The following is an 11,210-nucleotide window of genomic DNA, read 5'->3' as shown; positions in this document are numbered from 1 at the left end:
GCACCACGGGAAAACGCGGAAACCCGACTGCAAAAATTTGAAACCAGCTGTAAAAACCAGACCCATCCACAGGGGCGGACCGATCCAGTCAATTCAACCAATTCATAAAACAATTGGTATCAACAAACTTGGCACACTATTGAGTTCTCAAACAACAGACACATTCGAATATTCCCGAAACAATTCATTCAATGAATTTTTACTTCGTATTTCTTCGCTGCGATGTTTCAATCTTATTTCATTCATTTTCACTTTGCAAATCCGGTTGTTTTCCCGGAATTCACTCGGTGGAATGAATCCGCCCAGCAAAAAACGAAGCAATTTCTCCAATCCGCGCTTAGCGCGGCCAAGAATTGCTTCTTATTTGTTGGGGGTTTGCCGCCACTCGGCGGTGGCGACTCAGAAAACAATACACGCCCCTCCGCGGGCGTGCAAATCGCCTGCGGAGGAGCGTGCAAAGTGGGCAGCTATGGGCTAGGGAACCAGTACTTCCACGGTGGCCAGGTTTTTCTTGCCCCTGCGCAGGAGCAGGTACTGGCCGTGCAGGAGTTCGGACTCGGAGATGACTGCTTCAGGATCGAGCACCTTCTCGTTGTTCACGTAGGCACCGCCCTCGCCAACGGTGCGGCGGGCAGCAGATTTGCTGTCCGAGAGCCCGGAGGCAACCAGCAGATCAACGATTCCCAGGGCATCCACCTGCACAGTGGTGAAAGGGAGTTCCGAAGTAGCTGCCTGGAGCGTCTGCTTGTCCAGTGCGGACAGGTCACCATTCCCAAAGAGCGCAGCCGATGCGGCGATGACCTTTTCGGTAGCCTCCACCCCATGGACCAGGGCCGTGACTTCGAAGGCAAGCTTCCGCTGGCCCTCACGCGCAAAGGGACGTTCAGCCACAGCCGCCGCAATATCTTCGATCTCGGCCCGGGTCAGGAAGGTGAACACCTTAAGCCGGTCCACAACGTCAGCATCTGCGGTGTTGAGCCAGAACTGGTAGAAGGCGTACGGGCTGCACATGCCGGCGTCGAGCCAGATGGCGTTACCCTCACTCTTTCCGAACTTGGTGCCGTCCGAGTTGGTGATCAAAGGCGTGCCCAGGGCGTGGACGCTCTTGCCCTCCACCTTGCGGATCAGCTCGGTGCCGCTGGTGAGATTACCCCACTGGTCCGAACCGCCGGTCTGCAGCATGCATCCGTAGTCCCGGAACAGCTGGAGGTAGTCCATGCCCTGCAGGATCTGGTAGCTGAACTCCGTGTAGCTGATGCCCTCGTCTGAGTTCAGCCGCGAGGCCACGGCGTCCTTGCGCAGCATGGTCCCCACCCGAAAGTGCTTGCCCACCTCACGCAGGAAGTCAATGGCGCTCAAGGGCGCGGTCCAGTCCAGGTTATTGACCATGCGGGCCGCATTGTCCCCATCAAAGCTGAGGAACCGGCTCACCTGCGCCTGAAGGTAGCCCACCCATTCGGCCACCGTGTCCTTGGTGTTCAGCGTGCGCTCGGCCGTGGGGCGGGGGTCGCCGATCAGGCCGGTGGAACCACCCACGAGCCCGAGGGGTTTGTGGCCGGCCAGCTGAAGCCGCCGCATCACCAGCAGCTGCACCAGGTTTCCCAGGTGGAGGCTCGGCGCGGTGGGATCGAAGCCGCAATAGTACGTGACCGGGGCACCGGCGAGGAGCTTTTCCAGCTCTGCTTCGTCAGTGGAGACGTGGACCAGGCCACGCCACTTCAGTTCCTGCCAAACATTGGCAAAAGTGGGGTCGTTCTGTTGCGATTCGAGGCTGCTGATTTCTGGCACGCCTTCTAAGTTAGCAGTATTACCGGGCGCCGGCGCCTGAACAGAGGCACCGGCGCCTGGCCCGCCGTGCGGGACAAAAAGCCACGAGACAAAAGCGACGGGACAATAAACGAAGGGTCAGCGCTTGATGCCGGCCGGGACAGGCTCGGCAGCAATCAGCCGCAGCCGCTGCGTGGCGCGGGTCATGGCCACGTACAGGTCCCCCACTTTGCCATGCTCGTGGTTCAGCATCGTGGCAGGCTCAAGCACCACCACGCCGTCGAACTCCAGGCCCTTGGCTTCACGGGGACTGATCACCACAATGTCCTGCTCGTAGCTGCCGGCACCGGTGCCGATGCGGCGCCCATATGCTGCGCGCAGGGCTGCAGTGGCCTCCGGCAGAAGGTGACCGTCGGCGATGACCGCCAGCAGGCCGCCGTCGAGCGCTTCCAGTTCCTCGGGCAGGACCTCCACCAGGCGGCTGACCACTTGGCCCGGCTCCACCTCATCGATGACGGGCGACCAACGCCCCTCCCGCACGGCCTTGGGCGCGGACACCACAAGCCCCGCGGCGTTGGCCATCCGGACCGCCGCCTCGGCAATCTGGGAGGGGGTGCGGTAGTTGACCGTCAGCTCTTCCAGCTGCCAGCGGTCCCCGAACATCGGGGCAAGGGCGCCCTGCCATGAGTTGGCTCCGGCCACGGAACTGGTCTGCGCGATATCCCCCACAATGGTGAAGGACTTCAACGGGCAGCGGCGGACCAGCAGGCGCCACTGCATGGGCGAGAGCTCCTGCGCCTCGTCCACCACGATGTGGCCAAAAGCCCAGGTGCGGTCGCTGGTGGCGCGCTCGGCAGCCGTGAGGCGCGCTTCCTGTTCCTGGTTCTGCTCGGCCAGCTCCTCCGCGGACATCAGCGGGTCCACTCCCGCGGCCTCCATGTTGACCAGCGTCTGCTTGGCGTTGGCGAGGTCGCGGGCACGGTCGTGCTCCTGCTGCGCCAGGCCACGGCCGGCTGCCGGGTCCAGCTCACCCAGGAGCTCTGCGGCTTCATCAAGCAGCGGGACATCGGACTCGGTCCAGGGTGCATCGGCCGGGCGCAGCAGCAGGGCGCGCTCAGCGGGGCTCATGTCCGGAGTGCAGAACTCAAGGATCGCGGGCTTGCTGAAGAGCTCTGAAATCAGCTTTTCGGGCGTCATAGGCATCCAGCAGAGGTTGAGGGCGATGCGCACGTCGCGTGCGGTGCGGACGTCCTCGGCCAGGTATGAGCGGTCGGCGTTGTTGCCGATGTTGCCGGCTTCCACCAGGTCGGTCATCTGTTCTGTCAGTTCACGCAGCAGGATCTTGACGAACGTCACGCGGGCCTCGTTGTGCGGCTTGCCGGTGGAACGGGCACGTTCGCGGGCACGGCGGACCTGGCGCGGGGTCAGCACCAGCTTGCGGCCGTCCACCTCCAGGATCCGGTTTTCCGCGGGGATGCGCTGGCGGTTGGCGACGGCGTTGGCCACCACCTTGGCCATGTCCAGGCGGCCCTTGATGGCAGCGACGTCGGCGTCGGGTTCCGGGACAGCGTGGATGCCGGGCATCAGGCGCCCGAGGCTGGCCATCACCACGCCGGTCTCGCCGAGGGAGGGCAGCACCCTTTCGATGTACTTCATGAACGACGACGACGGGCCCACCAGCAGCACGCCGGCGGACTTCAGGCGGTCCCGGTGGGTGTACAGCAGATAGGCGGCACGGTGCAGCGCCACAGCGGTCTTGCCCGTGCCGGGCCCGCCCTGGACCACCACGGCGCCCGAAATGGAGGACCGGATAATGCGGTCCTGTTCGGACTGGATGGTGCTCACGATGTCCGACATGCGGCCCGTGCGCTTGGAGTTCAGGGCCGCGAGCAGGGCACCTTCACCCTGCAGGGACTCGTCGTCGGACAGCATGTCGGCGTCAAGGACGTCATCTTCGATGGCTTTGACTTCGCGGCCCTGCAGGATCAGATGCCGGCGACGGCGGACGCCCTGCCGGTCAAAGGCCGTGGCCTGGTAGAAGTGCCCGGCTTCGGGCGCGCGCCAGTCCACCATGAGCCGCTGCAGGTCCTCAGTGGTGAGTCCGATGCGGCCGATGTACTGCGCCTCCCCGGAGTCCAGGTCCAGGCGGCCGAACACCAGCCGGTCATCCACCGCATCCAGCTGCGCCAGGCGGTCCTCATACAAAGCCGCGAAGGCGTCACGTTCGGAAACGTTCTGCATAGTGCCCACAGCCCCGGCCCGCCGGACCTGCGCCAACTGCTTGCGCTTTTCCTCGCGGAGCTCCTCCAGCCGGGCATACAGCCCGGCAACATAGTCCCGTTCGTGGGCCAAATCGGCGTCGAGCATTTAACGTTCCCCTATCGCAAAAGACAGACCGTCCATTCTACAACCATTTCCGTTAACGCAGGTGTTGCCTGGCCTGCCTGGGCTTCGCTGCCTTGTACTGGGAAACCGTGGGGTCGCCGGTGATCCAGAACCGCCAGGCGTAGTCCTCCGATCCGCCGGCACCGGACACCCCCACCCGGGGCCCGGAGCTCACATGCTCAACCGGGCGCTCCGGGAGCACCAGCCCGAACGGCGGCCCCAGGGCGTCCCTGCCGGTGTATGCCGTGGTCAGGCCCAGGGCCTTGGCCAGCCGCGCCGGCCCACTGGCGAGGTCGGCGGGACTTTTTGAGGTGGTCCGGCGGTGCCGCGCGAGCTCAACCCCTTCCACAATCTCCCCGGCGCGCAGCAGCAGTGCGGAGGCCACCCCCTCCGGGCCGCACACGATGTTCGTGCAGTGGTGCATCCCATACGTGAAGTAGACGTACAGGTGCCCGGCCGGGCCGAACATCGGGGCATTCCGGGGAGTGGGGCCGCGGTAGGTGTGCGAACCGGGATCCGGATGCAGTGAATCCTCCGGGCCAAGATAGGCCTCCACCTCGGTGAGGCGGACGGACACCCTGCCATCCCTCGACTCATGGGTCAGGACGGCACCCAGCAGCCTCGGGGCCAATTCGCGGGCGTCGCCGGACAGGAACTCCCGCAGCCCTTCCGGATCCGGCGAGGGGCTTGTGTTCATGGCCAGACTCTACCCAAATCAGCAGCGATACGCGGCGCAACGCAAAGAAGGAGCGCCACGGCCATGTCCGATTTCCGCTAGCTCCGGCTCCGCCGGGCTGGCAGGATGGAGGAATGGATTTCTGGCAGCGCTACCGGGCAATTGATGCCAGGGACACCCGGTTCGACGGGCAGTTCTTTACTGCCGTGCGGACCACGGGCATATATTGCCGCCCGTCGTGTCCGGCCAGGACGCCCAAGGCGGCGAACGTCACCTTCTACGAGACCTCCGCCGCAGCCCACGACGCCGGCTACCGGGCCTGCAAGCGCTGCCTCCCCGAGGCGGTTCCCGGCACCCCGGCGTGGAACGTCCGCCAGGACATTGCCGGCCGCGCCATGCGCCTGATCAACGACGGCGTGGTCAACCGCGACGGTGTAGATGGCCTGGCGACCAGGCTTGGCTATTCTTCCCGGCAGCTGAACCGCATCCTCAGCCAGGAGCTCGGCGCCGGTCCCCTCTCGCTCGCCCGGGCCGGGCGGGCGCAGACGGCCCGCACCCTCCTGGTCTCCACGTCCATGAAGTTCGCCGACGTTGCCTTCGCTGCCGGTTTCAGCAGCGTCCGGCAGTTCAACGAAACCATGCTGGAGGTCTTCGACATGACCCCCACCGCCCTCCGTGCCGCCCGGCATGCCAAAGCAGCCGGCGGCTCCACCGCCCTGACCCTCAGCCTTCCCTACCGCGAGCCCTTCGACCCCGGCATTTTCACGTTCCTGGCTGTACGGGCCATCCCCGGAATCGAAGCAGGATCAGCTACCTCTTATGCGCGGACCCTGCGGCTGCCGCAGGGCGATGCACGCTTTCGAGTTGAGTACGACGCCGGTGCCCCGGGGCGGCCGCTGACCCTCACCATCGGCGCGGTGGATCTTCGCGATCTGCCGGCACTGCTCAGCCGCGTCCGGCGGCTCTTCGACCTGGACGCCGATCCGGTGGCGATCGACAGCGCGTTGGCAGCGGACCGCCGGCTCTCCGCCTCAGTGGCTGCCGCGCCGGGTGTCAGGATGCCCGGCGCCCTGGACCCCGCCGAAATGCTTGTCCGGGCAATGGTTGGACAGCAGATCACCGTCGCTGCGGCACGGACGGCACTCACCCAGCTGGCCGCCGTCGGACGTTCCAGCCAAAGCCCCGGCGACGGCCTCGACCGGATGTTTCCCACTCCCGCCGAAATCGCAGCCGACGGCCATGCACTCCTGCGGGGACCCAGGAAACGCGCGGACTCCCTCCGGACGGCCGCCACCGCCCTCGCTGATGGCACCCTGGATTTCGGCTACGGCGACGACGTAGCCAGCCTGGGTGCGAAGCTGCTGCCCCTGCCCGGGGTGGGACCATGGACGGTGGGGTACCTTGCCATGCGGGTCCTCGGCGCCCCGGATATCTTCCTGGCCAACGATGCGGCGGTGCGGAACGGGGTAAGGGCCCTGGACCAAGGAGTTGTGGCAGCCGACGGCCCCGGCGCCGTCAGCCCGGACTTCCGCGAGGTCAGTCCCTGGCGCTCGTACGCCACCATGCACCTGTGGCGGGCAGCGGCCCACGCCGCAGCCGTCCCCAGACGGGGCGGCACCACAAAGTCTCCCGGTGCAGGTACCGGAACCGCAGAGAAAGCGACACGATGAAAGCCCAATTGCTCCAGATGGCCACGCCAGACGGCCCGTTCACCATCCTGGCCCAGGACGGGGCGGTCCTTTCGAGCGGGTGGACCGACAAACCCGGCGACTTGACCGGGCAGATCCATCCGTGGCTGCGGCCGGCCACCGTTGAACTGGTTACCGGCCTCGGCGACATCTCGGCAGCCGTCGAGGCGTTCTATGCGGGCGATCCGGGGCCCGCGATGCGTGTGCCCGTGGTGCAGAAGTCGGGGCCGTTCCGTGTCCACGCCTGGGACGTGTTGCGCCTGGTGCAGCCGGGATCTCCGGTGACGTACACCGAGTACGCCGAACTGGCGGGCAATCCCAAAGCCGTCCGGGCGGCGGCCAGTGCCTGCGCGTTCAACGCCGCAGCACTGTTTGTCCCCTGCCACCGCGTCATCCGGACGGACGGTACGCTGGGTGGCTTCCGGTGGGGACTGCCCATCAAGGAGAGCCTGCTGAAGCGCGAGGCCGCCTGACGCGGATCAGATCGCCGCTCGAGTCCCCCTTGCGCTATCAGTTTTGGTCCCCAAAACAGGGTTTTGGGGACCAAAACTGATAGCGCAACCAGAATCGGAGCCGCTACCTGGTTGGGGTTCCTGCAGGCCATGGCAGGAGTTCGGGCAGGTCGACGCCGTCAGCCGCCGCGGAGGCGCGCAGGCTCCCCAGGGTAGGTTCGCGGCCGGCCAGCCAAGCGGCGATGTCCGTGATCATGCCGCTGACCACAGTGGACCGGTTCCCGCTGCCGATGGCCACCGGAGGCAGTCCGAGCGGCTGCAGCACCAGCTTGTCCTCTGCCGGGACGCGGGCCGCGAGGAAATCGAACAGGTGCTCGCAGAAAGGCCTGCTCCAGGTTTCCGGTCCTCTGCCCGTTTGCAGGTCCGCGTTGTGGATGACGAGTTCGCGCCATAGCGCGAGGCCGCCGTCCAGGACCACTCCCCCGCGGTAAGAGATGGGGGCCCACCAGCCCGTCTGGTGGGCGGATGAGTCCTTGACGCCGGGCAGTACATCAAATGCCCGCAGCACCCGATCCAAGGCGGCAGTCAGGTCTGCACGGTGGGTGGCGGCATCGTGGCCCGCAGCCATGTCGATCGCCTTGTTCCGGCCTGCCATGCCGCCGTCGTACAGCTCAATGGTTTCCCCGCGCGCGGCGTACTCAAGCTGCCGGGCCATCGCGTTGGAGATCCCGGCCATATGGGCCAGGACGTGGCCCCTCGTCCAGCCGGGAAGCGCGGAAGGCGCCTCGACGTCCGCGTCACTAAGTTTGGCAACATCGACGGCGACATTATCGGCAGCCTGATGGAGTGCGGCGAGCAGGAGTTCGGGTTCGGGAGCTGTCATGGCGCTCATCCTAGCCGGGAAGGGCGCCGTCCGGGCCAAGACGGTGCCGGACGTGCTGGCCGTCATTGCTGGCCTGCCAAAACTCGATTTCGGCGGGCCGGAGGGCATAGAGCTGCCAGTTGGGGTTTTCACTGCCGTCGGCCCGCGGCCGTTCCGCCCAGTCCCGGGCCGATGCCTCTGCGGACAGTTCCGCCACAGGCCCTGCCACCCGGACCTGCCGGCCCTGCGAGGCCCAGTAGAAGTTCATGGCGGCGCTGGGTTCCGCTGCGAGCTCCCGGCCCTTCCTGGACGTGCGGGACGTGGCGAAGTGCCAGCCGTCGTCGTCGATGTTCTTCAGGATCAGCATCCTTGACGACGGCTGCTGCCCGCCGCCGGCACCAGGCCCAATCGTGGCGAGGCTGAACGCGTGCGGCTGCTGCTCCCCCGCGGCCAGGGCCTCGTCCAGCCATTGTTTGAACAGTTCGGTGGGGTCCTGCGGCGCCTTGTCCGGATCGAAGCCGGGAAGCTCGGCCGGGAAGTCGGGAAGCGTGCGAAGGAACTTGCGGAACGTTTCGCTCATGGCTCCACCCTAACGGCGGGTCCTCGGCCCATTAACGCGCAACGCTCTCTCAGTTAATGCGCGAATTTCGGCTACGCTCTCTCACTTTCTTAGGGAAAGTGAGAGAGCGATGGCCCAAAAGCGACATTAATTGAGAGAGCGTTGGGTTGTTACTTTGCGTACTCCCGCACGCCGTCGAGCTCGGCTTCCAGTGCTGCCAGCTGGCGTTCGACGGCGGCCGGTGCCGTTCCGCCCTGGGAGTTGCGGCTGTTCAGCGAGCCCTCCGTGGACAGGACCGTGCGGACCTCCGGGGTGAGGTGCTCCGAGATGGCGGCGTACTCCTCGTCCGTCAGGTCCCACAACTCCACGCCGCGGGATTCGGCCTGCTTGACGGCCGCGCCGGAGAGCTCGTGCGCCTCGCGGAACGGAACGCCCTGGCGGACCAGCCATTCGGCGATGTCCGTGGCCAGTGCGAAGCCCTGCGGTGCCAGCGATTCCATCCGTTCGGTGTTGAACGTCAGGGTCGCGATCATGCCGGACACGGCCGGGAGCAGGAGCTCCAGGGTGTCGGCGGCGTCGAACACCGGCTCCTTGTCCTCCTGAAGGTCGCGGTTGTACGCCAGCGGAAGGCCCTTGAGCGTGGCCAGGAGCCCGGTCAGGTTGCCGATCAGGCGTCCCGCCTTGCCCCGGGCCAGCTCCGCCACGTCCGGGTTCTTCTTCTGCGGCATGATGGACGATCCCGTGGAGTAGGAATCGTGCAGCGTCACAAAGGAGAACTCCTTGGTGGCCCAGAGAATGACTTCCTCCGAGATCCGGGACAGGTCCACGCCGATCATGGAGCACACCCAGGCGAACTCGGCGAAAACATCGCGGGAAGCGGTGCCGTCGATCGAGTTGTGGGCCGCGGAGAAGAAACCAAGATCCGCCGCAACCGCCTCGGGATCAAGCCCCAGGGAGGAGCCCGCCAGGGCACCTGAACCGTACGGCGAGACGCCGGCGCGCTTGTCCCAGTCCTGTAGCCGCTGCACATCGCGCAGCAGTGCCCAGGCGTGGGCCAGCAAATGGTGGCTGAGCAGGATCGGCTGGGCGTGCTGCAGGTGGGTCCGGCCCGGCATGGCCACGCCGTGGTGGGCCTTCGCCTGCTCCACCAGCGCGTCCACCGTGGCCAGGACACCGCGGGCGATGATCCGGGCGTGGTCACGCAGGAACATCCGGCCCAGCGTGGCCACCTGGTCGTTCCGTGACCGGCCGGCGCGGAGCTTGCCGCCCAGCTGGGTCCCGGCACGCTCGATCAGGCCACGCTCCAGCGAGCCGTGCACATCCTCATCGGACTCCGCCGGCACATAGGCGCCCGAGGCTACATCCTCATCCAGCCGGCTGAGGGCCGCGAGCATGCCTTCCAGCTCGGCGTCGTCCAGCAGACCGGCCTTGTGCAGCACCCTGGCGTGCGCCTTGGAACCTGCGATGTCATAGCGCGCGAGCCGCCAGTCAAAATGCGTGGACTTGCTCAGCGCCGCCAGGGCATCGGCAGGGCCGCCGGCGAACCGGCCGCCCCACAGCGCGCCTTCGTTGGTAGCGGACGCCATCTACTGACCCGCGACCCGGATGTCGCGGCCGGAGGCAACCTTGGCGGACATGCCCCACAGCTCGATGAAGCCGCGGGCCATGGACTGGTCGAAGGTGTCGCCTGTGTCGTAGGTGGCGAGGTCGAAGTCGTAGAGCGAAGTGTCCGAGCGGCGGCCGTTGACGATGGCCTGGCCGCCGTGGAGCACCATGCGGATGTCGCCGGAGACGTACTTCTGGGTGTCCTCGATGAAGGCGTCCAGGGAGCGCTTGAGGGGGGAGAACCACTGGCCGTCGTAGACCAGCTCGGCCCAGCGCTGGCCAACGGTGGCCTTGAAGCGGGCCTGCTCGCGCTCGATGGTGATGTCCTCGAGGTGCTTGTGGGCCGTGATCAGCGCCATGGCACCCGGTGCCTCGTAGATTTCGCGGGACTTGATGCCCACCAGGCGGTCTTCGACGACGTCGATCCGGCCCACGCCCTGGGCGCCGGCGCGGCGGTTGAGTTCCTTGATGGCCTGCAGCGGGGTGACCTTCACGCCGTCGATCGCTACCGGGATGCCGGCCTCGAAGGAGATGGTGACCTCATCCGGTGCCGGCGGGAACTCCGGGGTGGCGGTGTAGTCGTAGATGTCCTTGGTGGGTGCGTTCCAGATGTCCTCGAGGTAGCCGGTTTCCACCGCGCGGCCCCAGACGTTCTGGTCGATGGAGTACGGGTTCTTCTTGGTGGTCTCGATGGGCAGGCCCTTTTCCTCGGCGAAGGCGATGGCCTTGTCGCGGGTGAGGGCGAGGTCGCGGACCGGTGCGATGCACTTCAGGTCCGGGCCGAGGGTCTGGATGCCCACTTCGAAGCGGACCTGGTCGTTGCCCTTGCCCGTGCAGCCGTGTGCAACGGTGGTGGCGCCGAATTCGCGGGCGGCCTTCACCAGGTGCTTGACGATGACCGGGCGCGAGATGGCGGACACCAGCGGATAGTGGCCCTGGTAGAGGGCGTTGGCCTTCAGGGTGGGCATGGCGTATTCGTTGGCGAATTCGTCGGAGGCGTCGGCCACGTAGGCTTCGACGGCGCCGCAGCCCAGGGCACGCTGGCGGATGGTCTCGAGGGACTCGCCGCCCTGTCCAACGTCAACCGCCACGGCGATGACCTCGGCTCCGGTGGCTTCACCGATCCAGCCGATGGCTACTGAGGTGTCCAGGCCGCCGGAGTAGGCCAGCACGATGCGTTCAGTCACTTCAAATGCTCCTTGTGGTTGGGGATTGC

Annotated in this window: 10 protein-coding genes; 3 read left to right on the top strand and 7 right to left on the bottom strand. The window is 66.2% G+C overall.

All coding sequences use genetic code 11. From position 1 onward, the window contains the following. Positions 1-478 (top strand): hypothetical protein (locus tag FNL14_RS23510; protein WP_220126198.1); only part of this gene is annotated, 478 nt, incomplete at its 5' end. Here FNL14_RS23510 and tyrS read toward each other — a convergent pair. The 3 genes from tyrS to FNL14_RS17930 all read right to left on the bottom strand — a co-directional run bounded on the left by tyrS (position 475) and on the right by FNL14_RS17930 (position 4,849). After that, a complete protein-coding gene (gene tyrS / locus FNL14_RS17940; protein WP_142062714.1) occupies positions 475-1,788 on the bottom strand; it encodes a tyrosine--tRNA ligase in 1,314 nt (437 codons plus the stop codon). The two genes, FNL14_RS23510 and tyrS, sit on opposite strands and share 4 nt — an antisense overlap. Positions 1,789-1,905: 117 nt before the next feature. Then, complete coding sequence (locus FNL14_RS17935; protein WP_142062712.1) at positions 1,906-4,134, bottom strand: AAA family ATPase; 2,229 nt, start codon at positions 4,132-4,134, stop codon at positions 1,906-1,908. 52 nt (positions 4,135-4,186) lie between these two features. Next, positions 4,187-4,849 (bottom strand): DNA-3-methyladenine glycosylase, encoded by a 663-nt coding sequence (locus FNL14_RS17930; RefSeq protein WP_142062710.1) that lies wholly within the window; start codon positions 4,847-4,849, stop codon positions 4,187-4,189. Between the two features lie 113 nt (positions 4,850-4,962). Here FNL14_RS17930 and FNL14_RS17925 point away from each other — a divergent pair, with 113 nt between their 5' ends. Both FNL14_RS17925 and FNL14_RS17920 read left to right on the top strand, forming a co-directional pair. Further along, positions 4,963-6,498 (top strand): DNA-3-methyladenine glycosylase 2 family protein, encoded by a 1,536-nt coding sequence (locus FNL14_RS17925; RefSeq protein WP_142062707.1) that lies wholly within the window; start codon positions 4,963-4,965, stop codon positions 6,496-6,498. Continuing rightward, positions 6,495-6,989: a methylated-DNA--[protein]-cysteine S-methyltransferase gene (locus FNL14_RS17920; RefSeq protein ID WP_142062704.1), complete on the top strand. Its 495-nt coding sequence runs from the start codon at positions 6,495-6,497 to the stop codon at positions 6,987-6,989. Before FNL14_RS17925 ends, FNL14_RS17920 begins: the two co-directional genes overlap by 4 nt. Positions 6,990-7,092: 103 nt before the next feature. On the opposite strand, the gene FNL14_RS17915 is transcribed toward FNL14_RS17920, so the two are convergent. The 4 genes from FNL14_RS17915 to FNL14_RS17900 form a co-directional block, all read right to left on the bottom strand. Continuing rightward, complete coding sequence (locus tag FNL14_RS17915; RefSeq protein ID WP_142062701.1) at positions 7,093-7,851, bottom strand: maleylpyruvate isomerase family mycothiol-dependent enzyme; 759 nt, start codon at positions 7,849-7,851, stop codon at positions 7,093-7,095. A gap of 10 nt (positions 7,852-7,861) precedes the next feature. Continuing rightward, on the bottom strand, positions 7,862-8,410 hold the full coding sequence (locus FNL14_RS17910; protein WP_142062698.1) for a pyridoxal 5'-phosphate synthase: 549 nt from the start codon (positions 8,408-8,410) through the stop codon (positions 7,862-7,864). A 149-nt stretch (positions 8,411-8,559) separates the two neighbouring features. Beyond that, the gene (gene argH / locus FNL14_RS17905) at positions 8,560-9,975 is read right to left on the bottom strand and encodes an argininosuccinate lyase (protein WP_142062695.1); all 1,416 of its coding nucleotides are present in this window, start codon (positions 9,973-9,975) and stop codon (positions 8,560-8,562) included. Next, positions 9,976-11,181, bottom strand: coding sequence for an argininosuccinate synthase (locus FNL14_RS17900; protein WP_142062692.1), 1,206 nt, complete (start codon positions 11,179-11,181; stop codon positions 9,976-9,978). Between the last annotated feature and the right edge of the window lie 29 nt (positions 11,182-11,210).

Source organism: Pseudarthrobacter sp. B4EP4b (assembly GCF_006680095.1).
Lineage (GTDB): Bacteria > Actinomycetota > Actinomycetes > Actinomycetales > Micrococcaceae > Arthrobacter.
This window is presented reverse-complemented; position numbering and strand designations above follow the sequence as displayed.

Coding starts and splice junctions, on each gene's coding strand:
- argH (WP_142062695.1), bottom strand. CDS start 9,975: ATGGCGTCCGCTACCAACGAAGGCGCGCTGTGGGGCGGCCGGTTCGCC.
- FNL14_RS17920 (WP_142062704.1), top strand. CDS start 6,495: ATGAAAGCCCAATTGCTCCAGATGGCCACGCCAGACGGCCCGTTCACC.
- FNL14_RS17935 (WP_142062712.1), bottom strand. CDS start 4,134: ATGCTCGACGCCGATTTGGCCCACGAACGGGACTATGTTGCCGGGCTG.
- FNL14_RS17915 (WP_142062701.1), bottom strand. CDS start 7,851: ATGACAGCTCCCGAACCCGAACTCCTGCTCGCCGCACTCCATCAGGCT.
- FNL14_RS17910 (WP_142062698.1), bottom strand. CDS start 8,410: ATGAGCGAAACGTTCCGCAAGTTCCTTCGCACGCTTCCCGACTTCCCG.
- FNL14_RS17930 (WP_142062710.1), bottom strand. CDS start 4,849: ATGAACACAAGCCCCTCGCCGGATCCGGAAGGGCTGCGGGAGTTCCTG.
- FNL14_RS17925 (WP_142062707.1), top strand. CDS start 4,963: ATGGATTTCTGGCAGCGCTACCGGGCAATTGATGCCAGGGACACCCGG.